Annotated in this window: 21 protein-coding genes and 3 pseudogenes; 8 read left to right on the top strand and 16 right to left on the bottom strand. The window is 71.0% G+C overall.

Annotated elements, in window-relative coordinates; translation table 11 throughout:
* Both EHS43_RS02460 and EHS43_RS02455 read right to left on the bottom strand, forming a co-directional pair.
* A partial coding sequence (locus EHS43_RS02460) for a polyketide synthase (RefSeq protein WP_312023403.1) occupies positions 1 to 1,286 on the bottom strand: 1,286 nt, incomplete at its 3' end.
* A 112-nt stretch (positions 1,287 to 1,398) separates the two neighbouring features.
* Positions 1,399 to 2,571 (bottom strand): SDR family NAD(P)-dependent oxidoreductase, encoded by a 1,173-nt coding sequence (locus tag EHS43_RS02455; RefSeq protein WP_260470353.1) that lies wholly within the window; start codon positions 2,569 to 2,571, stop codon positions 1,399 to 1,401.
* A gap of 888 nt (positions 2,572 to 3,459) precedes the next feature.
* On the opposite strand from EHS43_RS02455, the gene EHS43_RS02450 reads away from it, so the two are divergent.
* From EHS43_RS02450 to EHS43_RS02440, 3 genes are all read left to right on the top strand, one after another.
* On the top strand, positions 3,460 to 3,735 hold the full coding sequence (locus tag EHS43_RS02450; RefSeq protein ID WP_125188884.1) for a DUF3253 domain-containing protein: 276 nt from the start codon (positions 3,460 to 3,462) through the stop codon (positions 3,733 to 3,735).
* 273 nt (positions 3,736 to 4,008) lie between these two features.
* A complete protein-coding gene (locus EHS43_RS02445; protein WP_185806087.1) occupies positions 4,009 to 5,679 on the top strand; it encodes a LuxR family transcriptional regulator in 1,671 nt (556 codons plus the stop codon).
* A gap of 215 nt (positions 5,680 to 5,894) precedes the next feature.
* Positions 5,895 to 6,827, top strand: a complete 933-nt coding sequence (locus EHS43_RS02440; RefSeq protein WP_125188882.1) for a dienelactone hydrolase family protein — start codon at positions 5,895 to 5,897, stop codon at positions 6,825 to 6,827.
* Positions 6,828 to 6,931: 104 nt separating this feature from the next.
* Here EHS43_RS02440 and EHS43_RS02435 read toward each other — a convergent pair whose 3' ends face one another.
* A complete protein-coding gene (locus tag EHS43_RS02435; protein ID WP_260470350.1) occupies positions 6,932 to 7,555 on the bottom strand; it encodes a hypothetical protein in 624 nt (207 codons plus the stop codon).
* A 373-nt stretch (positions 7,556 to 7,928) separates the two neighbouring features.
* Between EHS43_RS02435 and EHS43_RS02430 the strand changes: the two are divergent.
* A pseudogene (locus EHS43_RS02430) lies at positions 7,929 to 8,082 on the top strand (LUD domain-containing protein); the annotation flags it as partial.
* Between the two features lie 15 nt (positions 8,083 to 8,097).
* On the opposite strand, the pseudogene EHS43_RS02425 reads toward EHS43_RS02430, so the two are convergent.
* From EHS43_RS02425 to EHS43_RS02410, 3 genes and pseudogenes are all read right to left on the bottom strand, one after another.
* Positions 8,098 to 8,511: pseudogene (locus EHS43_RS02425) on the bottom strand (SDR family NAD(P)-dependent oxidoreductase); the annotation flags it as partial.
* 844 nt (positions 8,512 to 9,355) lie between these two features.
* Positions 9,356 to 9,781 carry a DUF4267 domain-containing protein gene (locus EHS43_RS02415; RefSeq protein WP_125188880.1) on the bottom strand — a complete coding sequence of 142 codons (426 nt, stop codon included), beginning with the start codon at positions 9,779 to 9,781 and terminating at the stop codon, positions 9,356 to 9,358.
* 102 nt (positions 9,782 to 9,883) lie between these two features.
* On the bottom strand, positions 9,884 to 10,330 hold the full coding sequence (locus EHS43_RS02410) for a DUF1772 domain-containing protein (RefSeq protein WP_125188879.1): 447 nt from the start codon (positions 10,328 to 10,330) through the stop codon (positions 9,884 to 9,886).
* A 90-nt stretch (positions 10,331 to 10,420) separates the two neighbouring features.
* Between EHS43_RS02410 and EHS43_RS02405 the strand changes: the two genes are divergently transcribed.
* Both EHS43_RS02405 and EHS43_RS02400 read left to right on the top strand, forming a co-directional pair.
* On the top strand, positions 10,421 to 10,999 hold the full coding sequence (locus EHS43_RS02405; protein ID WP_125188878.1) for a TetR/AcrR family transcriptional regulator: 579 nt from the start codon (positions 10,421 to 10,423) through the stop codon (positions 10,997 to 10,999).
* 219 nt (positions 11,000 to 11,218) lie between these two features.
* Positions 11,219 to 11,554 (top strand): annotated as a pseudogene (locus tag EHS43_RS02400) (transposase family protein); the annotation flags it as partial.
* A gap of 13 nt (positions 11,555 to 11,567) precedes the next feature.
* On the opposite strand, the gene EHS43_RS02395 reads toward EHS43_RS02400, so the two are convergent.
* From EHS43_RS02395 to EHS43_RS02385, 3 genes are all read right to left on the bottom strand, one after another.
* The gene (locus EHS43_RS02395) at positions 11,568 to 12,614 is read right to left on the bottom strand and encodes an LD-carboxypeptidase (RefSeq protein WP_125188877.1); all 1,047 of its coding nucleotides are present in this window, start codon (positions 12,612 to 12,614) and stop codon (positions 11,568 to 11,570) included.
* A 77-nt stretch (positions 12,615 to 12,691) separates the two neighbouring features.
* Positions 12,692 to 13,597, bottom strand: a complete 906-nt coding sequence (locus EHS43_RS02390) for an NmrA/HSCARG family protein (RefSeq protein ID WP_125188876.1) — start codon at positions 13,595 to 13,597, stop codon at positions 12,692 to 12,694.
* A gap of 83 nt (positions 13,598 to 13,680) precedes the next feature.
* Positions 13,681 to 14,121, bottom strand: a complete 441-nt coding sequence (locus tag EHS43_RS02385; protein ID WP_125188875.1) for a MarR family winged helix-turn-helix transcriptional regulator — start codon at positions 14,119 to 14,121, stop codon at positions 13,681 to 13,683.
* A gap of 728 nt (positions 14,122 to 14,849) precedes the next feature.
* Here EHS43_RS02385 and EHS43_RS02380 point away from each other — a divergent pair.
* Positions 14,850 to 16,043 carry an MFS transporter gene (locus EHS43_RS02380; protein ID WP_125188887.1) on the top strand — a complete coding sequence of 398 codons (1,194 nt, stop codon included), beginning with the start codon at positions 14,850 to 14,852 and terminating at the stop codon, positions 16,041 to 16,043.
* Between the two features lie 293 nt (positions 16,044 to 16,336).
* Here EHS43_RS02380 and EHS43_RS46190 read toward each other — a convergent pair whose 3' ends face one another.
* The 7 genes from EHS43_RS46190 to EHS43_RS02345 form a co-directional block, all read right to left on the bottom strand.
* A complete protein-coding gene (locus EHS43_RS46190) occupies positions 16,337 to 16,480 on the bottom strand; it encodes a hypothetical protein (protein ID WP_185806086.1) in 144 nt (47 codons plus the stop codon).
* Positions 16,481 to 16,972: 492 nt separating this feature from the next.
* Positions 16,973 to 17,326 (bottom strand): type II toxin-antitoxin system PemK/MazF family toxin, encoded by a 354-nt coding sequence (locus EHS43_RS02375; RefSeq protein ID WP_125188874.1) that lies wholly within the window; start codon positions 17,324 to 17,326, stop codon positions 16,973 to 16,975.
* A 448-nt stretch (positions 17,327 to 17,774) separates the two neighbouring features.
* Positions 17,775 to 19,403: a serine hydrolase gene (locus tag EHS43_RS02365; protein ID WP_221740709.1), complete on the bottom strand. Its 1,629-nt coding sequence runs from the start codon at positions 19,401 to 19,403 to the stop codon at positions 17,775 to 17,777.
* On the bottom strand, positions 19,400 to 21,259 hold the full coding sequence (locus EHS43_RS02360; RefSeq protein ID WP_125188873.1) for an alpha/beta fold hydrolase: 1,860 nt from the start codon (positions 21,257 to 21,259) through the stop codon (positions 19,400 to 19,402). The genes EHS43_RS02365 and EHS43_RS02360 overlap by 4 nt, the downstream gene beginning before the upstream one ends.
* A 341-nt stretch (positions 21,260 to 21,600) precedes the next feature.
* On the bottom strand, positions 21,601 to 22,338 hold the full coding sequence (locus tag EHS43_RS02355) for a DUF4386 domain-containing protein (RefSeq protein ID WP_125188872.1): 738 nt from the start codon (positions 22,336 to 22,338) through the stop codon (positions 21,601 to 21,603).
* On the bottom strand, positions 22,335 to 22,583 hold the full coding sequence (locus tag EHS43_RS02350) for a hypothetical protein (protein WP_125188871.1): 249 nt from the start codon (positions 22,581 to 22,583) through the stop codon (positions 22,335 to 22,337). The genes EHS43_RS02355 and EHS43_RS02350 overlap by 4 nt, the downstream gene beginning before the upstream one ends.
* 88 nt (positions 22,584 to 22,671) lie before the next feature.
* Positions 22,672 to 23,607, bottom strand: a complete 936-nt coding sequence (locus EHS43_RS02345) for an NAD(P)/FAD-dependent oxidoreductase (RefSeq protein WP_125188870.1) — start codon at positions 23,605 to 23,607, stop codon at positions 22,672 to 22,674.
* 80 nt (positions 23,608 to 23,687) lie between these two features.
* Between EHS43_RS02345 and EHS43_RS02340 the strand changes: the two genes are divergently transcribed.
* Positions 23,688 to 24,290, top strand: coding sequence for a helix-turn-helix domain-containing protein (locus EHS43_RS02340; protein ID WP_125188869.1), 603 nt, complete (start codon positions 23,688 to 23,690; stop codon positions 24,288 to 24,290).
* Positions 24,291 to 24,336: the final 46 nt, after the last annotated feature.

Genomic DNA, 24,336 nt, shown 5'->3' with positions numbered 1-24,336 from the left:
GGATCCGTGCGCTCGGGGGCCTGCTCGATGATGACGTGGGCGTTGGTGCCGCCGATGCCGAAGGCGCTGACGGCCGCCCGGCGGGGGTGGTGGCTCTCGGGCCACTCCTCCAGCGCGGTCGGCACGCGGAAGGGGCTCGTACCGAAGTCGATGAGCGGGTTGGGCCGGTCGAAGTGCAGGCTCGGCGGGATCTGCCGGTGCTCCAGGGCCAGGACCGCCTTGATGAGTCCGGCGATGCCGGCGGCGGCTCCGAGGTGGCCGATGTTGGTCTTGACCGAGCCGAGCGCGCAGAACCCGGTGCGCTCCGTGCTGTGCCGGAAGGCTTCCGTCAGGGCGGACACCTCGATGGGGTCGCCGAGTTTGGTGGCGGTGCCGTGCGCCTCGATCAGGCCGATGGTGGCGGCGTCGACCTCGGCCTGGGCCTGCGCGGCGAGGATGACCTCGGTCTGTCCGGCGGCACTGGGCGCGCTGAAGCCGACCTTGCGCCGGCCGTCGTTGTTGACGGCGCTGCCGCGGATGACGGCGCGGATGCGGTCGCCGTCGGCGAGGGCGTCCTCGAGCCGCTTGAGCACGACGGCGCCCACGCCGTCGCCGGAGGAGGTGCCGGCGGCGTCCGCGGCGAAGGCGCGGCAGTGCCCGTCGGGCGAGAAGGGCCCGTCGGGTACGTGGCGGTAGCCCAGTGCCGCGGAGGGGTTGAGGGAGACGGCGGCGGCGAGCGCGGTGTCGCAGCGGTGGTCGAGCAGGTCCTGGCAGGCGGTGTGCACGGCGACCAGCGCGGTGGAGCAGGCGGTCTGCAGGGACACGCTGGGCCCGGTGAGGCCCAGTTCGTAGGAGACGCGGGTGGCGAGCGTGCCGAGGGAGTTGGCGGTGGCGGCGTGGACGAGCGCCACCGAGCCGGGCTGTCCGGCGTGGCGGGGGTGGACGTGGGCGGGGTAGTAGCGGCTGTCGCCGGCTCCCGCGTACACGCCGAACGCCTCCCCCGCACGGTCGCCGCCGAGGCAGCCGGCGTCCTCCAGAGCGTGGTAGGCCGTCTCCAGAAGCAGCCGCTGCTGGGGGTCGACGACGGCGGCCTCGGCGGGGCTGTAGCCGAAGAAGCCGGAGTCGAAGCGGTCGATGCCCTCGACCACCGACGCCATGCGGATCAGGGCCGGGTCGTCGAGGTCTCGCGGGTCGCCGCCGGCGGCGAGGAACTCCTCGTCGGTGACGGGCCGTACGGACTCCCGGCCGGCCGCGAGGTTGTCCCAGAAGGCGTCGAGGTCGTCGGCGCCGGGGAAGCGGCCCGCCATGCCGATGACGGCGACGGCGGGCAGGTCGTCGTCGTGGGGTGCGGTGGTGTCGTGCACGGCCTGTGCCTCGTCCTCTCCCGGTTCGGTGGTGTACGTGGTGCGGTCGGTCCGCTCAGACATGGCCGCGGTCCTTGCCCTGGCGGGCGGAGCGGCGGGCGCGGGCCGCGCGTTGCCGGCGGGCCTGTTCCCTCGCGCGGTCCAGGTCGTCGCCGCTCTCCGGCCGGGAGGCCGCTTCGACGTCGGCCACCGGGCCCGCACCGGTGGCCGCCAGGTGGCGGGCCAGGTCCCGGACGGTGGGGTGCGCGAAGAGGTCGACCACGGACAGCTCGCTGCCGAAGGCGCGGTTGACGGCGCTCTGCGCGGTGACCAGGAGCAGCGAGTTGCCGCCCAGGTCGAAGAAGTTGTCGTCCAGGCCCACCCGGTCGCGGTTCAGGACCTCGCGCCACACCTGGGCCAGCCGGCCCTCCAGGCGCCGCAGGTCCTCTTGCGTCCCGGGCTGGTCCGGGCGGACGCCGGTGCTGCCCGCCGAGCGCAGCGTCCACGCGTCGTCGGACAGGTCGGCCGCCCGCGCGCCGGCTGCCGCGGCGCGGTACAGGGCTCCCAGGTCGGTGCCGTCCTCCAGGCCGACGCGGGCGGCCAGGCGCCGGGTCCGGCGCACGGGTGCCACGACGTGGCTGCCCACCCAGGGGGCGGTGCGGTCGGCGCCGATCAGCAGGTGCGGTTCGTCCAGGGTGCGGGCGAAGTCGAACGAGCGCAGCGCGGCGGGCGCATCGAGCAGCCGGTAGCCCCGGGCCTCGGTGAGGGAGGTGAGACCGTAGCCGCGGCTCAGTCCGCGGTCGCGCCACATGCTCCAGGCCAGCGACTGCGCGGGCAGGCCGAGGCTGCGGCGGTACTCGGCGAGGGCGTCCAGGTAGGCGTTGGCGGCGGCGTAGGCGGCGTTCATGGCGCCGCCGAAGAAGCCGTTGACCGAGGAGAAGGTGACGAAGGAGACGTGCGGGTGGTCGGCGGTGAGCCGGTGCAGTGTCCACGCGCCGCGCACCTTCGCCTCCAGCGCCCGGCGCCAGGTGGTGGTGTCCAGGTCCCCCACAGGGCGTTCCACGAGCGTGCCGGCCAGGTGCAGCACGGACGTCAGGGGCACGCCCCAGGCCCCGGCGGCGGCCTCGACGGCGGCCCGCACCTGGTGTTCGTCGGTGACGTCGGCGCGGGCGTAGCGGACCTCGCCCCGCTCGCGCAGCCCCGGCAGGGCGTGGGCCGCGTCTTCGGGGGTGCGGCCGAGGACGAGCAGCCGGGTGCCGGGGGTGCGCAGCAGGTGGGCGGCGATCTCGGTCCCTACACTCCTCCGCGGCGGTCACCCGGGGCGGTGACATCTCAAGGGCCGCAGCGGCGGCGGCGGGTGCGCTCCGTGTCGGTCCGGGAGGCCGTCCGCACCGCCAAGCGCTACGGCGCGGAGAGCTGCTGCTCCGAGGTGGAGGCTCAGCAGGAGACCAATCTGACCGGCACGCCCGCGCAGCTCCAGCAACTGCGCGCCCTCCAGGCCCATCTCGCTTTCGCCCAGGGCCGGTTCGAGGACGCCGCGCTGCTCAGTCGGAGCGTGCTGTCCGAGGAGGACCTGCGTCTGCCCTACCGTGACCGGGTACGGCTGTCGGTCCTCGACGGCCGGCTGGCGATCCGCGCGGGCCGGGTCGAGGAGGGCGTCGCCGCGCTCCAGCAGCTCGCACGACGGGCCACGCAGTCCGGGCACGTCGACCTCGCCGCCCACGTCTGGCAAGTGCTGGCCACCACCCTGGCCGCCGGCCTCCGCCCCTCCGGGGAGGCCCCCTGCCGTTCACGCCCCGGCCGGCCGGACGGGCCGCAATCCGTCGGCCGGCAGGGCATTCGCACCGGCGGGGCGGACGGCGTCGCAGAGAGCGGAGCAAAGCCGTGACGACGGCGCGACGGCCGACGGCCCACCGGCACGAAGAGCCTGGGCCTCGCGCCGGGCGGGCAACGACCGGCCGGAGAGCCGCCCACGCGCGGGCGCAGACCCGACGGGACCGCGGGCGTACGAATGTGCGCTCAGCCTCCAGGAGATCGCGCGGAGCGGATCCGGAAGCGCCCCGGTCAAGCCGGGCCGCCACCGTGACAACGGCGACTCGTCCTGCCGTCGCACAGGCCCTCCGGCACACTGGATCGCATGGAAGAGACGGACCGGCAGCTCGGTCAACGGCTGGAGAAGGCCATCATGAGCCTGCTGGAGCGCCGTGCCGACACCGCGTCGATCTGTCCGTCCGACGCGGCGCGCGCCGTCTACGAGGGTGACGACGACGGCTGGCGGGCCCTGATGAAACCAGCCCGCCGCGCGGCATGGCGCCTGGTGGACGACGGCGAGGTCGAGGTCACGCAGGGCGGCCGGCCCGTCGTGGAGACGAAGACGCGCGGGCCCGTACGTATCCGGCGCGCACGCCGATAGCGGCAGCTGGCACCTCCGGACACGGCTGCGGCCCGTTTCCCGACCGCACCGGCGTCATTTCAAGGACCCGGTGCCGTGATGCGAGCTGCGGTAGCAGCTCCCGCACCCGTGACACAGCAGGAGTTCACTGCGGCCCGATACCCGGTGTGGCGGGGGCCGCCCGCCACGAAACGTTGCGCCGACGGTCGACGGACAAGCCGTTGTTGGACATTCTTTCAACAACGATGTTCCCGGCAACTCCAGGGACAGGCTGCATCCGGGGTGGTGACCTTTGTGAACGACGAGACGCCCGGCGCCTTCGCGGCCCGTACCGTCGGCCTTGCCGGGCTCGGCGCACCGCAGGCCCGAGCCCTTCCGCCCACGGCCACGGGGGTGACCGGGGCGACCGGGGCGACCGGGGCGACCGGGGTGACCGGGGTGACCGGGGGCACAGCGTCGTGCCCGTCCGACCTTGCGTCCCGCCGCGCCCTGGCACACGGCCGGCAACAGCTGCGCGACGGCCCCGTGGCGGACGCCTGCTCGGCGCTGCTCCGTGCCGCCGCAGGACTGTGGGAGACAGACCCCCTCGCGGCCCGCCGCGCCCTGCTGGCAGCGGCGTCGGCGGCCTGGTCGGCTGGTGACCATGACACCTACCGGCGTGTCTTCGCGGTAGGTCCCTGTCGCGTGTGCGGTGCGGTGGGCGCGTCGACGCCGTGCGCCAGGGAGTGCCCCGAGGCCGCGTGGAGGGATCACCGGATCGGGATGAGCGCGGTGGCGGAGGGCGACCTGCAACGGGCCACCGCGATTCTCGAGCCCGGGCTGCACCAGGTCACGCCCCGGGCGGAGACGGAGGAGCTCTGCGACGCCGGAAGCGTGGCCCTCCTGCTGGGCCGGCTCCCCCTCGCACGTCGGCTTCTGAGCCTCGCCCTGGCGTCCGCGCGCTCGTCAGGAGCGGAGACCGCGGTTCCGGGCATCATCGCGCACCTGGCCTGCGCCGAACTGCGCGAAGGCCGCCACTCCCAGGCCTGCGCCCACGCGGAGGAAGGCCTGGTGCTCGCGCGCCGACTCGGGCAGCGCAACGTGGCCGCCGACCTGTCGGCCCTACGCGCGCTCGTGGTGTCCATCGCGGGTGACCTGGCCACGGTCCGCGACCAGGTCGCGGAGGTCATGGCCGTCGCTCAGCCGCACGGACTGGCCCAGGCCGCGTTTCTCGCCGAGTGGGCCCAGGCGCGCGCGGAACTGGGGGCGGGCAAGGTCGAGCGGGCGGCCGCCCGGCTGGCCCCGCTGGTCCAACCCGGCGCCCGGCAGGGCCATTTCGGGCTGTGGTTCCTGGCCGTGCCGTGCTTCGTCGAGGCCTGCGTCCTGTCCGGCCGGGTTCTCGAAGCGCCCGAGATGGTCGACCTGTTCGCCGTCTGGGCGGATCTCGACGCCGACCCCCAGGCCCCGGCGCAGCTGGCGCGGTGCCGAGCCCTCCTCGCACCCGCGGACCGCGGCGAGGAGCTCTATCGTGCCGCGCTCGCCCACCACGAGAAGGCCAAAGGGCCGTACGAGCACGCGCGCACCCATCTGGCCTTCGGCATGTGGCTACGGCGTCGGCGGCGCCCGACCGAGGCCCGGGACCAGTTGCGTGCCGCACTGATGGGCTTCGAACACTGTGGCGCGGCGCTGCGGGCCAAGCGTGCCGGCGCGGAGCTGCGGGCGGCCGGAGAGGCGAGCGGGACCGCCGAGGCGGGGCCGTTGTCCTCACTCACGCCGCAGCAGGCGCGCATTGCGCGGGATGTGGCGCGCGGAGCGACGAACAAGGAGATCGCCGCAGAGCTGTCCATCAGCATCCGGACCGTCGAGTACCACCTGCGCAACGTCTTCGCGCAGCTGGGAGTCCGGTCGCGCACCGGTCTCGCGCATCTCCTGGCGAACGTCGGCGACGACCACGACCGGGGCTGGGACCTGCCGGAACCGGGCTGAGGGCCGGCACGGGCCGTGCCTGGCCGGTGCGAGGTGGTGCGTGTGGGCGCCCCGGGCACGACTGGTGATTCCACTGATGACTGACTTCTGGTCAGCTCCTACGTTGTTCGACGCCGGATGACTCGTGTCACGTCCACGGGCCCGACGCCGCCTCTCCCCCGGCGGTCTCCGTCAGGCCCGAAGGCGCCGGAACCCTCATCCTCGAAGGAGCCGTGATGAGCGACACCCCACAGCCCTCCTGTCCCACGCGCACATCCCACCGCCACCGGCGCCGCCGCTTCGGGCGCCTCGGCTCCGGCTTCGCGACGGCCGCCGCACTCGTCGGCTTGCTGACCTCGCAGACCGGCGGAGCCCAGGCGGCCGACAACCCGTACGAACGGGGCCCGGCGCCCACCACGGCGAGTATCGAGGCCAGCAGGGGCCCCTACGCGGTGTCCGAGACCAGCGTGTCGCGACTCGCGGTGAGCGGGTTCGGCGGCGGCACCATCTACTACCCGACGAGCACCGCGGACGGGACGTTCGGCGCGGTAGCGGTGTCACCGGGGTTCACCGCCTACCAGTCCTCGATCGCCTGGCTCGGCCCGCGGCTCGCCTCCCAGGGCTTCGTCGTCTTCACGATCGACACGCTGACCACCTCCGACCAACCGGGCAGCCGCGGGACGCAGTTGCTGGCCGCACTGGACTACCTGGTGCAGCGCAGCGCGGTCCGCAGCCGCATCGACGCCGGACGCCTCGGAGTGATGGGCCACTCCATGGGCGGCGGCGGCACCCTCGAAGCGGCCAAGTCCCGCCCCTCGCTTCAGGCCGCCATCCCGTTGACCGGCTGGAACCTCGACAAGACCTGGCCGGAGATCACGACTCCCACCCTGGTCGTCGGCGCCGACGGCGACACCATCGCGCCCGTGGCGACGCACTCCCAGCCGTTCTACACGAGCCTGCCCTCCTCCACCGACCGCGCCTACATCGAGTTGCGGGGCGCGACCCACTTCACGCCGAACTCGTCCAACACGACGATCGCGAAGTACAGCATTTCCTGGCTCAAGCGGTTCATCGACAACGACACCCGCTATGAGCAGTTCCTCTGCCCGCTCCCGGCCGTCAGCCTCACGATCGCCGAGTCCCGAGGCAACTGCCCGCACACCTCCTGACACCCGGCCCCGGCCGGACGTCGGGGCCACTGCTCGCCACGCTGTCGCCGCCGCACGGTCTCTCCCGGCCGTTCGACGGCGACAGCGCCGTCGTGCGCGTGCTGTCAGGGAGTGAAAACCTCGTCGAGGCGGTCGATGGCGCCGTCGGCACCCAGGTGGTACGTGAAGACGAGCCCCGAGTTCGGGTGCGCCTCCAGCCAGTCGAGGAACTCCTGCACGCCGATGGGCTGGTTCTCGGTGCTCTCCACGATGGGGTTGGTCACCGTGACGTACGCGGCCTGGTCCATCGGAATGAAAGTCTCCTTGCCGACGGTCTCGAAGGGCGCGCCGTCGGAGTCGGGCGTTCCGCAGCCCCAGTTGCCGTGCTTGACGATCAGACTGAGGGATCCCCCTTCGGGGGTGTAGCGGTAGACCGCGACCTCGTCAGGGGAGATCGGCATCTTGTGGTCACAGCCGTCGTCGACCGCGCCCACCGCACTCGACGCCGGCGAAAGGGGGGACTTGGACGCGACCGGAACTGCTCCGGAGGCCTTGCCAACGCTGCTCGAGCCCGCGGACGCCGTGGCGCTCGGCTTCTTGCCTGCCGCACCGGTGCCCGTCACCTCGCCGCCGGTGCCCCCCGCCTTCGTCGCGCTCGCGTCGGCACCCGAGCCCGTCGCGCCGCCGGCACTCTTGCCGTTACCGTTGCCGCCGCCGCTGCATCCGGCGAGGATCAACGCCCCCGCCACGCAGGCTCCCAGTACGGTCGCCCGCACAACGCCCGGTCTGCGCCGGCTCTTCCTCGGCGTCACGTTCATGATGCGTCCCCCCTGTTGTCCCAGTTGTCGGTGTGCCTCGACGGCTCGTCGCAGAGGACGACTTTCGGCCGCCGCCAGTTGCACCTCCACGTGACTTCTTCACGCATCACCGGTGGTGCAACGGATATCGACGTATCCCCGCATGTCGCCTGCACGTCCGACCTTGGCCTGTTTTCGCCGCTGACCATACCGTGGCCGTTCGACGGTGTATCCCTGAGCAACCGGTTCGGGTACCACTGGGTCCTCAACAACCAGTACGGCGGCGCCACCGCGGACCTGTGCAGTACGGCTGTGCAGCCCCTCCGCCTCCGTACCGCAGGGACTGGAACGCCTGGCTGCGGCCGCGCCCGTTGACCTGGATCTCCGGGCCCTCTGCGGCCAGCGACATCGAACTGGACCGGGTCGAGGGAGTGCACGGTCCGCGCACCCTGGAGGTGATCCTGGTGGATGGCGCCTGAGGGGCGATCTCCGGCTCAGGGCAGGATCGAGTCGATGTAGCCGCCGTCGACCCGCAGGGCACCGCCCGTGGTCGCCGACCCCTGGTCGGACGCGAGGTAGACGACCATGGCGGCGATCTCCTCCGGCTCGATCAGCCGCTGGAGGAGGGACTGCGGACGGTGCTGCCGCATGAAGGCGCGCTGGGCCTCGTCCCAGGGCAGGTCGCGGTCCACGAGCTGGTAGACGAAGTCCTCGACGCCGCCGGTGTGGGTCGGGCCGGCGATGACCGAGTTCACCGTGACGCCGGTACCGGCCGCCTGCTTGGCGAAGCCCCGGCTCACCGCGAGCAGGGCGGTCTTGGACATGCCGTAGTGGATCATCTCGGCGGGGATGACAACCGCCGAGTCGCTGGCGATGTTCTGCACACGGCCCCAGCCGCGTTCGGTCAAGGACAGGTCCCTGCCGCCCGCTTGTCCGCCCGGCGCCGCACGACGTACTCCTCCGCCCTTGCGCACCGCAGGGCCCGTGCCTCCTGCAGTTCCTCCATCGCCCGCAGCAGCGCGTCCGGATCCGCCTCCGGCCTCCGGGCGATCCCGGCGCTGAGCGTGAGGTCGTGGTACGTGGCCCGCTCGCCGTACGGCGCGAAGAGGTTGAGGCAGGTCCGCAGCGCGCTGTGTCGGCGGTGGAGGAGGGGAGGCGCGCGTCGTGTACGCGCCCTTGGTGGGGCTGGAATCCGGTCATCGCGCGGACTTCAGGTCCAGTGCTCGGACCCGGTCCGCGGTACCAGGTGCGGCCTGTGCGGGCGCTGCCGCAGTGCCGGTTCCATCGTCGGGCCGGCGTCCGGTGCGTGGGTGTGGGCGTGGGAGTGGGCGTGGGGAGTCAACCGGGTCCAGCCAGTCCTGCCCGGTCTGCCGGCCGTTGCAGGCCCCCGGCTCGACGGAGGCGGTCCCGGCGTCGCAGGTCATCCGAAACCTGCCGGGGGGCGACCATGTCGGGCTCCGGTGCTCCACCTACGGCTCGAAGGCGTTGCCGTAAGCGATCCGCATGACCGCCATACCGACCTCCCCTGGAGGCAGCTCGTCGCCTGAACGAACTGGCCGCAGCGGTTGCATCATGATCACGCGAGGGATGATGCCGACCCGCTGCCACGGCGCCACAGACTTTGGCTGCGGTGCAGGGCTCAGGGCCGGGTCCGCCGCCTGGGCGGTGTCCCGTGGCCGGCCTGCACAAGCTGGCATGACCCGGCCGGAGGGCGGGCCATGCCGAGCCGATCGGATCAGGCGAGCTGTTACATCAGACGGGCTGCGCGGCGGCTGTCGTCGAAGCGGGCGCGACGCCTGCGGTCTCGCGCATCATCAGCAGGCCGTTGACCACCATCAGGGTCGCGGTCAGGCCGTGAACACCGAACGCGGTGGCCACGGAGCCGTGGTGGGACAGCACGGTCGCCATGTCGCCGTACGCGGCGAGGGCCTCGACCAGCAGCACCCAGCCCAGCGCCCGGCGGTGACCCGTCACGAGCAGGACGGCCAGCACCAGGGCCAGGACGACGTCGCGGATTCCCTTGATGACCAGGAAGCCGCCACCGTCGCCGGAGGGCGGGTGAGGCAGACCGAAGCCCGACGCCGCCGTCTGCGGGCTGAGGATGAACTCGGTCCCGAACCAGAGGATGAAGAGGATGAACGCGGCGGTCAGGGCGGTGTTGGTCTTCTTCAGTGCCATGGTTCGTCTCCTTGCGCGTCTTCGGGAGCTTGACAGGGCTTGGTGAGCGAGATGCACAGCCGTCCGGTCGCCGCCCTCGCCTGAGCCCGTGGGCCCACGGGCTCAGGCGAGGGCGGCGACCAGCAGCGCGAAGGCGGCGATGATCACGGCGACGCGGACGTAGTGGAATCGCTGCCAGCGGTTCAGCTGCTGCTTCCAGTCGACGGGCCGGTTGTCGGGGGTCCATGTCTTGTTCCGGTTGTTGATCGGAACGAGCAGCAGAACCGACATCACCACGCTGAGGATCAAGAGCGCGCCGGCGGCGACGACGAGGCCGGTGCCCTGGTGGTGCCACCCGGCGGCGGCCCAGATGCCGATGAGGACGAGCGAGCCGATGTACCAGACCGGCATCACGGCGCCGAGCATCCGGCCCCCGTGGGCGTGGCCGAGCTGGCCGCTGTCCTCCGGGAGGGCGTCGAGTATCCGGTTCATGACGAAGGCGACGGTGAACTCCACCCCCACCATCACGCCTACAACCACGGTGGTGACGACCTCGAGCGCGTTGAGCATGACGACCCCTCAGGAATCTAGTGCTGCTAGCTGTCGGGTCAACGCTAGTGCTACTGCCGCTCTCTTGTCTAGCAGTGCTAGAATCGAGTCATGTCGGTACAGGAACGCAAGCAACGGGAACGGGCTGAGCGCGAACGCCTGATCGTGGCGACGGCCCGTGAACTCGCCGAGCAGCAGGGCTGGGACGCCGTGACCACCCGTCGGCTCGCCGAACGCATCGAATACAGCCAGCCCGTCCTCTACAGCCACTTCCGCGGCAAGCGCGAGATCATCGGCGCCGTCGCCCTTGAAGGCGCCACAGAACTGGCCGTGGCGGTGCGGGCCGCGACCGCCGCCGTGGACGGCCCGCGCGAGCGGGTCGCCGCCCTCGCGCACGCCTACCTCGACTTCGCCGAGCACAACCCGGCCGTCTACGACGCGATCTTTCAGCTCGACGGCGGCCTGGCCTACGCGCAGGAAGACACCCCAGCTCCGCTCAAGGACGCCTTCGCCGCGCTGCTGGAGTGCCTCGGCGAGGTCGCCGGGGACGGCGTCGACACGGGGCTGTTCACCGAGACGTTCTGGGCGTGCCTGCACGGGCTGGCCACCCTGACCCGGGCGGGCCGGCTGCCGCCACGGGAAACCGGCCCCAGGGTGAAGCTCCTGGTGGACCGGCTCCCCCTGTTCTGACACAGCTGCATCACGGCCGGCCGGGCCGGTGCCACGACTCACTGGGCAGCTCCCTGGCGGGGCGCTGAAGGGAACCGGCGGCGCCCGGCGCGCCGCTGCGGGAGCCGCCGCACGACGAAACAGGCGCCGGCGCGCCGGGCAACTGCCCCTTCCACCCCCGGGGCGTGAGCCCACCGGGCGGCGTGCCGCGTGAACCTGCACTCCCTCGGTGGCACGGTCTCACCGGCCCTGCCCGGTGCGGTCCACGACATCAGGGGTGCCTACGCCCACGGCCCACTGGACGCGCTCGACACGACCGGCGTCACCTGCTGGGCGGACAAGGCATACCAAGGCGCCGTCCAAGTTGTTCGAGTTCCTTGCCGCCGCCGCTGGGACAAGCTCTCCGCAGGCCAGAAGGCTGTCAATCGCGCTCACGCGAAGATCCGCGCGCTCGGCGAGCAAGCCGTGGCGACCCTCAAGACATGGCGGCTCTTGCGCAAACTCCGGTGCAGCACCACCCGCATCACCGACCTGGTCAAGGCCGCCTTCACCTTGGAGCTGACCGCCTCGACCTGAGGATGCAAGATCCTCACCGATCCGCGTTGCTCAATCGGCCGGTCCCGTCGCCAATAGCACGTACTACCGGTTCGAGCAGCGACAACGTCCGCTCCTCCGCGTCGAGGGCGACGCGGACGCCGACCGGCATCGGCAGATTCGGGCCTGCGTGCCCGACCTCGACATTGCCCAGGACCGGGATGTCGCGGTCACCGAGGACGTCGAGGACGATCTCGGCCAGGGTCGGGGAGCCGTCGGGTGCGTCGAGCCCGTCGATCCCGTCCGGAACGCCCACCACCATGCCGGCGATCCGATCGAGGATGCCACTGTGCCTCAGTATCTGCAGGTAGCTCCACACGTGCGATGCCTGGCCGCCCGCCTCCTCCCAGAACAGCACCGCGCCGTCGAAGCGTTCGAGCGGCAGTGCGAAAGGCGTCGCCTGCGCCAGCACGATGCGGTTGATGAGCCCGCCGATCAGCGGACCTTCGGCCCGCCCGGCACGCCAGCATTCCCACGACGGACCGGCAGGCAGCGCACCGATCGGCTCCGTGTCGGTCAGCAGCGTCGCGTACAGCTTCGCCAGCTCCGTCCGGCGGGCCGCGGACGCTCTCTGCCAGTGCCCGCCGAGACCGGGCGTGGCCACGTCGGCATGGAATCCGACCAGGCCCGTGCGCGCGTAGAGCACCAGGTGCAGCAGGGAGATGTCGCTGTAGCCGAGGATCGGTTTGGGGTCGGCCCTGATCGCGTCGAAGTCGATCAGGTCGAGGTATCCGAATACCGTCTGGCCACCGTCGTGCGCGACGATCGCGCGCACCTCGGGGTCACACAGCAGACCGTTGAACTCCTTGGCGATCTCGTCCGGCCGCGCCGCGCTCCACCAGCGGTGCCGTCCGGCTTCGAGGAGCGGCGCGAGACGCACCCGGAATCCCATCCGCTCGATCTCGGTCACGGCCCGCTCGAGATCGGGCGCGTATCTGGCATCGAGCGGCCCGGACATTGCCGCGACGACGACAAGGTCTCCGGGCACGAGGGCCCGCGGCCGCAGCAGTTGGGACGGCTGGGGCAGTGCGGTGAGAGTCACCGAGGAAGTATCCCGGCGCCTGGAACGACGCGCGACACATTGGGCACGATCGCGGGGCGTTCATCGCGGCCGGAGGCTCAGGAACCAGCCACGTCCGTGGGCGCGGTCCATCCGGTGGCTCGGATCCACTCGACCAGGTCCAGGGTGGCCGGCTCGATCGAGCGCACCACCGCCGAGCGCACCACCGCGAGGTCCGCAGGGTGTTCCGCCCCTTCCGCGAACTCGCGGAACATCGCCCTGTCGAGGTCGTTGGGAAGCACGCTCAACGGGAGCGCCTCGTACCGTGCCGGGAGCCCGGCGCGCGCGCCGAACGCCGCGGCGATCTGAGGGCCTGTCAGCTCGTCGCCGACGAGCTCGACGGCTCCTCCGGGCGCCTTTGCGGTGTCGAGCAGGAGCGCGGCGGCGACCCGGCCGATGTCCCTGACCGAAATCATCTTCAGGGCGACGTCCTCCGGCAGCGGCAGCCTCAGCACGATCTCCCCATGTTCCAGGCTCGGTGCCATGACGCTCGCGAAGTTCTCCATGAAGGCGGCCGGGCGAACCATCGTGGCCCTCAGGCCGGACTTCCTCAGGTGCTCCTCGATCCAATGCTTCGAGTCGTGGTGCGGCACACCCGACTCCCGGTCCGCTCCGAAGACCGAGTTGAACACGACGTGCGGGACGCCCGCCTCGACGGCCGCGTCGACGAGCGCGGTGCCGATGCGGATCTCCGCCTCGACCTCTTGGAGGCTGTTCGCCTCCGGGGTCATGAAGTAGAACCCCTCGACCGTCGCCAGCGCGACGGCCAGCGACGCCGGGTCGTCGGTCCGGATGGCCGCCAGCTCGACGCCGCGGGCGGCCAGCGCCTGAGCCCGGTCGGACTGCGGGTTGCGGACCAAGGCCCGCACCCGCGCCTTGTGGTCCAGCAGCGCGTCGACCACTGCCCCGCCCTGTTGCCCCGTCGCGCCTAAGACTGCGATCGTGCCGGTCGTCTGTGTGCTCATCGCTGCCACCCTTCACTAGTTCATGACGTGAACGAAATTAGTTCACGGCATGAACTACGTCAAGGTGCGGGTGCAGCGAGGCCTCACGGTGTGATGGGTTGGTTCGAGGTGGGCGAAGAGAGGTCCGAGGTGTCCACGATGGCGGTGGCCACACGCTCGAAATCGCGCTGGTCGTCTGCGCCGAGGTTGCTCGCGATCTCGGGCAGACGCCGGACGACCTCGGCGTAAACGGCCTCGCCGAGCACCTTCCCCGTGGACGTCGCGCTGAGCATGACGACCCGTCGGTCCTGCGCCGAGCTTGTCCGGCCGACCAACTCGCGCCGCGCGGTGCGATCGACCAGCTGGCTCAATGCGTTCTTCGTCATACCCAACGCCGCGGCGAGGTCAGCCATCTGCCGCGGCTCGTTCCTGACTGCGCAGAGCAGCGTGGCCTGCGAGGGGGTCAGGTCGAACTCGGCGCAGATCTGCGCGTACTTGCGTTGGATCACAACCGAGAGCCAGAAGAGCTTGTCGCCATAGTCCACGCCGGCCTCCCAGTCCGATGACGAACGATCAGCCTACTCGTCGCGGGCCGGCAGACCACGCCCCTCACCGGGAGATGCACACCGCCGCGAGACCGGCTTGGTATGCCCAGCACCGACGCCATGGCGCACCCCTCGATCACGGAGCCGGAACAAGACGCCGGATGCCTCCCTCATTCCGCGCCATAACATGCCCGACCAGCGGAAATCAAGCGATCATGTCCGGTTGAGAGACGGCTTCTGAGCGACTCGGTGTATCCCAGAGGCACCAATACGTCCTCACGCGCGTCCCCGCCTCGCTGCCGGTGGCGCCGGGCAGGAGCTGCATGATGGTGCGGCCCTGCGCGTCCTGCTCCGTCGTGGTCGTGATGGCCAGACCGCCCGGGTCCTGGATGTTATGCGTCGACTGGCCCTTCCCTGGCCCAGTCGTGGGCCCTCTGGCCCACCCGGCTCTCGCCCGGGACGGACGGGTGCTCACACACCTGGGCAGCGGCCGTGCTCTTGGTGACCTGGTCCTTGACCTTCGTCCTCCGGATTCTGATCCCCTCCTGCGGGTCTGGCACCCACTTAAGGGATCTCGGCCACATTCACCGCAGCTGATCCACTCACGGGCGACACGTGAAAGCCTCGCCGAAGTGGCTCACCCGAAGGGACATGGCAGGCAAATGAACGACGGGACTTCCGAACTCGACGCCGGAACCGACGCACAGAGCCGCGAAGTTGAGCAGCGGATGCCGATCGGGCTGATCGCGCTGGCGCTGGGCGGGTTCGGGATCGGGCTGACCGAATTCCTGATCGCCGGGCTGCTGCCGCAGGTCGCGTCGAGCTTCTCGGTGTCCGAGGCTGCGGCGGGTCGGCTGATCTCCGGCTACGCCCTGAGCGTCGCCGTCGGCGCGATCGCCCTCACTGCCGCGACGACTCGGTTGCCGCGCAAGAATGTCCTCATCGGCCTGGTCGCCTTGTTCGTCCTCGGCAATCTGCTGTCCGCCATCGCCCCCGACTACCAACTGATGCTGCTCGGCCGGATCGTCGCCGCGCTGTGTCACGGCTCGTTCTTCGGGATCGGGTCGCTGGTGGCCCGGGCCCTGGTCGCGCCGGAACGCAAGTCCCGCGCGGTGGCGATCATGTTCGCCGGCCTGACGGTGGCGAACGTACTCGGCGTGCCCTTCGGCGCCCTGGTCGGCGAACGCTGGGGCTGGCGGGCCGCGTTCTGGGCCGTCACCGGCATCGGCGTCCTCGCCCTGGCCGGAATCGCCACCCTGGTTCCGGCCCGGGCAGGTGAGCCGCAGTCCACCGGGATGGGGGCGAACGGGATCGCGGCGGCGCCCACCAGTCTGCGTGCCCAGTTCCGCGCCTTTCGCTCCGCGCAGGTCTGGCTCACTCTGGCGGCCACCGCGCTCAGCTACGGCGGCATGTTCGGCGCCTTCAGCTACATCGCGTACACCTTCACCGAGGTCGCCGGCTTCTCCACCGGGGATGTCTCCTGGCTCTTGATGGTCTACGGCGTCGGCCTGGTCGTCGGCAACATGATCGGTGGTAAGGCCGCCGACATCGACCGGGACCGCGCCCTGCTGCTGGCCCTGGCCGGCCTCACCGTCACGCTGTTCGCCTTCGGCCTGCTGGCGGCCAGCGCCACCGCGACAGTGATTCTGGTCTTCCTGATGGGCGTGTGCGGCTTCGCCGGCGTCCCCGGCCTGATCACCCGTGTCACCGACGCCGCCCACGGCGCCGCCCTCGCCGCCAGCGCCAACGTCTCCGCCTCCAACGTCGGCAACGCCCTCGGCGCCTGGCTCGGCGGTCTCGCCATCACCGCCGGCTACGGCTACGCGGCACCGCTCTACGTCGGTAGCGGCATCGCCCTGACCTCCGTTGCCATCATGGCCGTTGCCGCCCACCAGATCCGGTCACCCGGAGGACAGAGTTGACGCACCCGCTGGACGGCTGCCTGATCGAGGACTTCGTCCGCGCCCTGGTTGCCGGCCACGGCGCCCAGCGGAGCGCGACTCGCCTCTTCGCTCCGAGCGTGGGCCAAGGGCGTCGGAACAGCCTCGGGCGAGATCCGGAACACCGGCGGGGCTAGGGCGTGTTGCGGCAGCCGACACTTCGCCGTGCATGGCGGAGATTGGCGAGTCCTCGCCCCGGGCATACCCGAGCGATGCGGTCCTGGCCGCCATTCTCCGTTCGCCGTGACCATGCCACCACGATGTTCGGGTCCCCATCAAGGAGACCTCATCGGCGTGCAGCCGATCTCCAGCAGCGTGGTCTGCCCTGGTGACATCACGATGATGTCCGCGATGTCTGCCGGAGTCGGCAGGGTGCCCACGCCCACCCGGGCGCACCGGGAGGGTTCCACCCCTGCCATGTCGTCACCCGACCGGGTGACGGGCCGTCAGGGGCTGTCAGTTCGGCGGCCGACGTGACCTTCGTTCGCCACTGCCGAGGGTCCGACTGCCGGACACCGTGGCGATGGAACCCGGCAGCAGGGTGCCCGATAGCGGCGACCGGTCTCATACGAGATGAATACGTACGCGTGGGCGGCCGTTTCGGAGTTGAAGTACGTGCCGCTGAATGAGGTGAGCGTCCGGGCCGCCGAGATCCGCAGCGGCGTACCCGCGCCGTGCAGCCGCCGTACGGTGTACGGCGACTCGAAGATGAGATCCACGCGCTCGGCCGCACCTATCAAGGTCAGCCGCCCCCGGGGCCGCCTCGACGCTGGTCTCCGCCCGCCCGCCCGTAGCAGGGTCGAGCGGCACAAGGCTCAGAGCGGCGTGCCTGCCGTTCTGGTGCGAGACGCGGTGGAGGTCCTCGGCCCGGTGGGCCTTCGCTGGGGAGGCCGACCCCCCTCGTTCCCTGATCAAGCAGCCTGGTGCGCCGCCTGCTCGAGTCCACCGGCACGGAGGGCATCCTCGATCTCGCCGAGCTTCGCCGGCGACAGGACTCCCACCTGCTCGGTCAGATCTTCCTGGGCGAGCGTGACCAGCCAAGTGCACGGGACAAGACCGGGACGAGGCAGCGCTACTCGGAGGACGCCCTGAAGAGGCAGCCCCTCGGGCTCCCCCACCACCACCTCGACGGCCACACCGCTGATCTCGGTCCCCGCAGGAGCGACGATCTGCATCGCTCGGAACCCGGACGCTTCGTCTCCTGACAGCAGTACTACCGGCCGCCGCTCGTCAATGTCCGCCAACCAGACCTCGCCGCGCTGCATGTGCCCTCCCGACGCAGGATCGCGGGGGAACCCTGCCCGCCCCGGACCGAACAACCTCATTGCCGGCCGTAATCCAACCAGTTCAGCGGTCGAAGCGGCCAGCGAACCCGGTGAACCTTCGCGGTCACAGCACTACGTCACAGCACTAACCGCAGGCGTCGGAACAGTCCACGCTGAACCAGCAGGCCGGCACGTCGTGGGCGGCGCCACGGCGGAGGTGCACCAACGTGGCCAACAGCCGGTCGACGAAGACGCGCCTGTGATTGGCAACGGCGTTGACAGCCCTCTGCCTTGGACGCGCGACGAGTGCCGCCTGGTGCCGCTCGCGATCTCGATCGCCACGTGCCGGCCTGGGGCTTTCTCCACCGCCTGCGCTGGGACGAGGCTCGGCCGGGACCCCGCGTCACTTCTCCGGGCGACCTGGCCGAGCCGCTCCACGGGCGCCCGGTCAGTCTGTCCGATGACGATGCAGCCGCCCGTGGTTGCGCCACCAGAGGACCTTTCCGTCGGGGCCGCGCACGAAGTTGGAGCGGGTGCCGATCGGCCGGCCGTCGGGATCGAGGTCCAGTGCGAAGTCGGTGCGGTAGAAGGCGGCCCCGACGTCGCTGCTCTGGCTCTGGCCCGTGTCCTCTTCCTCGGCGGCGGCCTCGCTGCTCGGGTCCTGGACCGTCTGGGTGCCGCGCAGTTGCCCGTTGTGCCGGGTCAGTGTGATGACGGTGTCCTCCATGGCGCCCTTTTCGTTGATCCGCTGGGCGATGTAGGAGCCCTCGTACGGGGCGAGTTGCGGGTTGCTGAAGGACCTGGCCGTGGCCGGGAGGTTGGTCACGCCGGCGAACAGGTTCAGGGCCCAGTCGTCGGTGAACAGCTCGTCCCGGAGCACCGTCCCGCCTTGCGAGTTGGTCAGCAGGGCCAGTGCGAAGCCGCGGCTCGGAACCATCAGAAAGCCCGAGATCTGACCCGGCCAGGTCCCGCCGTGCTGCACGATCCGCGGTCCTTGGGCGGTCGGGCGCAGCATCCAGGTGATTCCCATGCCGTCGAGTTCCACGACCAGGGTGCCGCCGGGGCCGGGGTTGGAGCGCATCTGTTCCAGCGATTGCTCGCTCAGCAGTCGCGTGCCGTCAGGCGCCGTACCGTCTCCCAGGTGGAAGCGGGCCCAGTTCAACTGGTCGCGCACGCTGGAGACGAGACCTCCGGTCGGCGCGAGGCTTCGTGGCTGGGGCCAGAAGGACGGGTCCAGCACGGCCTTGCCGTCGACGACGTCGTGTGACGCCGCGACGTTGAAGCCGACGATCTCATCGCTGGAGAAGCGGCTGTGGCCGAGCCCGAGGGGATCGATGACCAACTCACGAACCGCGGCCTCGTACGTCGTGCCCGTCACGGCCTCGATGATCCGCCCGGCCACGCACAGTGCCGCGTTGTTGTAGGCGAACACCTCGCCGGGTGGGGTGAGTTGGGGAAGGCGTGCCATCGAGGCCACGAAGCGGGCCAGGGCGTCGTCGCCGGGTCCGAAGTCCTGGTAGTCGTCACCGAGCCACCCTGCGCTGTGGTTGAGGAGTTGTCGTACGGTGACCTGGGCCGAGGCGTACGGGTCGGCCACCGCGAAGCCGGCAAGGTAGCGGCGCACCGGGGCGTCCAGGTCGACGTCGCCCCGCTCGACCAGCCGCATGATGGTCGTCCCGGTGAAGGTCTTGGTGGTCGAACCGACGCGGAAGACGGTGTCCCCGTCGACGGGAACCGGATGGTCGACGTTGGTGACCCCGTAGCCCTTGACGTACTCCTGGCCCTCCCAGAGCACGCCCACCGCCGCTCCGGGAATCGCGTACGTGCGCATGCTCGCCTGGATCTTGGCGTCGAGGGCGCTGAACGGTGAGGTGTCGGCGGTGCCGGTGCCGCCGCCCTGGACGGTGGATTGCGGCGCGGTGGCCGCGGTGGCCGTCTGCCCCGGCGAGACGGTCGCGCAGCCCACCGCCGCCGCAGCGCCGAGAAAGCCGCGGCGAGACCATCCGGTGGCACCGCCGTCTTCGGACGAAGCACAGCGCACGGTGTCGGACTCGGCCGACAGCACATCCTCGGTCACGAACCGGCTCCCTCACTGCCGATGACGAACGTCGGCGGCTTCACGGAACTCACGCACCGCGTGTCGGGGTGGTCGGGGTTGTCGAAGAAGGACGTGATCACCTTTGCCCCGCACGGATTGTCGAAGGTCCCGTGGGCGACCCCGGCCAGCGTCACCACCGTGGAGCGAGGGAGCGTGCGGGCCACGTAGCGCCCCCACTGGGCCCCGGTCTGGGCGTCGAAACTCCCGGAGATGGCAAGAGTGGGGATGTTGCTTCGAGTGACCTCGCGAATGGAGTCGGGCGCCTTCGGGACGTTCCACGCCTGGCATGCCTGCCGCAGGAACGGCAGCTGGGGCGCCTGGGCCAGGACCGAACGGGGAAGCTCGGGAAAGGCTCGCTGTCCCTTGGCGAGCTGCTCGTCCGGGGTCTCGAACGGTACCCATTCGCTGCACCACACGCTCAGCGAGAACCCGTGTGCGAACATCCCCTGCGAGCCGGGAATCCAGGCCGACGCCCACTGCTCGGCGATGCGCCCGGGGTGGCCGTGGGCCAGTTCGTCCACGGCCGACGGGAAGTCGTCGGGGGCGTGGCTGGCACGCACCAGCCAGTTGAGGAGCGCCCCGCCGTCCAGGACCACCTTCACCTTGCCGACCTGCGGCACTGTCGCGTGAGTGGTGACCGGATGGGCCTCGAGCTCACGCACCATGCGCAGGAAGGTGGCGCCGATGTCCGGGTAGTGCTGCCGGCACGAGGGCTGGGCCGCGCAGGCGCCGACGATGTTGTCGAACGCCTCCCGCATGCTGCTCCACGTCCATCCGGGCGTCGCCTCCGACGGCGGCACGACGCCGTCGACGGTCACCGAGCGGATTCCTTCGGGGAACATGCGCATGTAGGTCAGCGCCAGCTGTGTCCCGTAGGAGTGCGACAGCACGTTCCACTCCCGGATGGCCAGGACCTTGCGCAGATCCGCCAGGTCGGCGGCGTTCTCGCTGGTGTTGTAGGCGGCTGGGTCGATTCCCTGGGCTGTCAGGCGCTCGTGGCATCGTGCCGCGGCCTGGGCGTACCGGTCTCCGGTGGAGGGTGCGTCGTAGCGGAGGTGCACGCGGTCCGCGTAGAACTGGTCGATCTCAGGGCAGGTCAACGGCCGCTGGGAGGAGTACGTCCCGCGCTGGGACAGGACGACCAGGTCGCGGTCACGGTTCAGGCCGGCCTCGGTGAGTTCGGATATGTTCCCGAGGGCGTCCGCGCCGGGGCCGCCGGTGAGGAACACGATCGGATCCTGGCGTGGTTTCGGCGCTTGCGCCGACACGAGCGCAACGGCCAGACGAAGGGTCCGCGTGGACGGGTGTGCCCGGTTCTCCGGTACGACGAGGAAGCCGCAGCGGGTGTCCTTCAGTGGCCCGTACGTAGTAGGGCACGGAGCGGGCTCGAACCGGGACGGCGGCTGCGTCGGCGCGTGACCGGACTGCGGCAGCGCAAGCTCGGTTCCCGGGAAGATCCAGTGGCCTCGGTCGCTGGAGGCGTACCCGTGCCGACGGGCCGCCTCCTCGATGGTGTGCTCGTTGAGGGCGTAGACGCTGTCCCACCGCGTTCCGCTGCCGAGGGTGCGCTGGGCGATGTCCCACAGCGTGTTCCCGGAGACGACGGTGTGCGTGCCGCTCTGCGCGCGTGCGGGCATCCAGGTGCCGGGTATTCGTGACGGGGACGGACCGAGCTGGGAGCGGTTCAGGAGCGGGGTGCCGTCCTTGCCCGCTGAAGGCTTGAGACCGGGGGCGGCCACGCCGGGCATGCCGTGGGCCGGAGCCGCGCACAGCATCGTCAGACCGGCCAGGAACATGGCAGCGGCGGCAGCTGTGCCGCGGTTGCGTATGGGCATGTCGTCCTTCCGAGGAGGTACCGGAGGCAACCCAGAAGCACCGGTCGTACGCGTCAGCAGCGGTGTGGTCGCCAGACCTCATGCTGTGAGGCCCGCCCGTACCCCGCACTCCAGCGGGCCCGAAAGGAGCACACAACTGACGGCGAAAGGACGAAGCTGCCCGCAGGCGGTCTGGGCTTGGCGCACCGGGCAACGCCCCGCTCACCCTCCAGGTGGGCTCGGGCTCCGTCCTCACCATCACGTTCGCCCGCGCCCGGACACGTGCCCGGCCCGAACCCCCGAGGGAGCCGGGCCGGGCACCACACCACCGGCCACCCGCCATGGCCGGAGCGCTCGTCGGTTCACGTGCGAGGGGTGGCGCCGGGGCCGGAGACCCGGCTTCGGGCCGGTGCAGTGTCACGGCTCAGGACGGGCGAGGGACGGAAGCCCTTGAACGTCAGCCAGAGGCCGAGCCCGAACTCCCAGGCCGCGATGGGGAGGGTGAGCAGCAGGCTGGCGACGGAGAGGTCGTCCATGCCGCCGAAGGCGACCACCATGCACTTCGTCACCATGAGCGGTACGCCGATGAACCCGAGGACGGGAAGCGAGCGGGGGACGAGGCCGGCGCGGTACAGCACCGTTCCGAGGAACAGGGCGTTGATCGCGGACATGATCCCGGGGCCGAAGAGGAAGGTCCAGTCGCGGACGTCCACCAGGGCCTGGGCGACGGTGGTCAGGCCGGCCGGTGCGTCGGTGCTGCCGCCGAGGTCCTGGCGGAGGGTGACGACCGACAGGATGCTGACGACGCCGACGAGGATCAGACCGGCTTCGACCAGGCGGGAGGAGACGAACCCGAGCGCCGCGGTCCTGCTGACCCGCCGGGTCACGGGGTAGAGGGCGAGGGCGGTGGCGACACAGGCGAAGGCGGTGACCAGCTCCATGACGCCGCCGAGGACCACCTGGGTGTCCTGGCCTGCGCCCAGAACGTAGTCGGCGTGGTCGGTGACGGGTTCGAGCAGCGGCAGCGCCGGGATCGAGGCCGCGAAGGTGATCAGGTAGGCGATGCCGCCGAGGAGGGCGACGCGGCGGTCCTTGCTCATGACGTGCTCCGTGCGGACAGGACTCTGACGCGGATCCTGTGCAGCTGCGGCATGAGGCCGTAGATGACGATCGGGACGGCGATGGTGGCGAGCACGAACGTGCGCAACAGCGTGGACATGGGGCTCAGCCAGCCGGCGAGCGTCACGTTGAGCAGAGCCAGGGTGGGGAACACGCAGAGCCAGATCATCAGCGCGAGCTGGTGCTTGGTCGGCGGTCCGACCCGGGGGGTGTTCTTGTCGGACATGGTGGTGCCTCTCGTTCGGATCTCGGGTGTCGGATCTCGGGTGTCGGGTGTCGGGCGTTGTCGGGACAGGCGGGCCGGGTCGCCCGGATCAGGTGGGCCGGACCGTGCGGAACGCCTCGACGGCGTCCCGCACGTCCTCCTCGGTGAGGTCGTTGTTGATCGCGATCGCGGCGGCGGAGCCCTCGCCCGCGGCGGTGATGACCTGCGCCCGCGGGTTCACGGCGTTGCCCGCCACCCACAGGCCGGGCACCGAGGTGAGGCCGCCGGCATCGACGAGCGGCCATCCGGCGTCGTCGGTCCGGGCGCCGAGACCCCGGACGAGGGCGTTGTTGCCGACGAACTCGGGCCGCACGAACACGGCGGTGCGCGGGACGCGGCGGCCGTCGGCGAGCTCCACCCCGCCGAGCCGGTCGTCCTCGACGACCAGACGGGCCACCTCGCCCTCGACGATGCCGATGGCGCGGGCGGTGAGCCGTTCGCGGTCGGAGTCGTTGAGATGCGTGGTGTGGGAGAAGAAGACGACGTCCGGACTCCACATCTGGATCAGGAGCGCGTGCTGGACGGCACCCGGGGTCCCCCCGAGGACACCGAGAGGCTGGTCACGGACCTCGTGGCCGTGGCAGTAGGGACAGTGCAGCAGATCGCGCCCCCATCGCTCGGCCACGCCCGGGACGTCGGGGAGCCGGTCGCTCAGGCCGGTGGTGACCAGCACCCGCCGGGCCAGCAGGGTGCCGCCGTCCTTGAGGAGGACTCCGAACGTTCCGTTCGGCGACCGCATGAGGCCGCTGACCGTCTGGTCGACGAACTCCCCGCCGTAACCGGCCACCTCGGTCCGTCCGACCGCGAGAAGGTCGGCCGGCGGCATGCCGTCGCGGGAGAGGAAGCCCTGCATGTGCGTGGCCGGGGCGTTGCGGGGCCGGCCGTCGTCGATGACGACGACCTCGCGGCGGGCGCGAGCCAGGACCAGGGCCGCGGAGAGTCCGGCGGCTCCACCGCCGATCACTGCGATGTCGTAGGTGTTCATGTCTGGGAGCATGCGACCGCCGTCCCGTGGACAGCGACGTTTGTTGCCGAAACCGGGACGTGCGCGGTTCGCTGGAGGACATGGACGACCCGAACGAACGCATCACCGCCGCGCTCGGCGAGGTGGGACCGCGGCTGAAGCGGATCCGCGCGCAGCGCGAGATCAGCCTCGCGGAGCTGGCCGACGCGACCGGCATCTCGAAGAGCACCCTGTCCCGGCTGGAGACCGGCCAGCGCAAACCGAACCTGGAACTGCTCCTGCCCCTGGCGCACGTGTACGGCGTGCCGCTGGACGAACTCGTCGGGGCACCGGAGGTGGGCGACCCACGGGTGCGGCTGAAGGCGCACCAGGTGCACGGCCGTACCGTCATCCCCCTGACGCGCCAGCCGGGCGCCGTCCAGGTGTGGAAGATCGTCATACCCACGACGAAGAGCAAGGTCGAACTGAAGACGCACGAGGGCTACGAATGGCTCTACGTCATCTCCGGGAAGCTGCGCATCGTCATCGGTGACCACGACCTCGTCCTCGGCCCGAGCGAGGTCGCCGAGTTCGACACCCGGGTGCCGCACTGGTTCGGCAGCACCGGCGAGGCACCGTGCGAGGTGCTGTCCGTGCTGGGCCGGCAGGGCGAACGCATGCATGTGCGGGCCCGGCCGAAGGGCCGCGGCGGTGACGGACACTGACCCGTGAACCGTCTTCGCGGCGCTCCCCCCAGAGGTGCGGCGCGGG

The organism is Streptomyces sp. RP5T (genome assembly GCF_003933965.1).
GTDB lineage: Bacteria > Actinomycetota > Actinomycetes > Streptomycetales > Streptomycetaceae > Streptomyces.
This window is presented reverse-complemented; position numbering and strand designations above follow the sequence as displayed.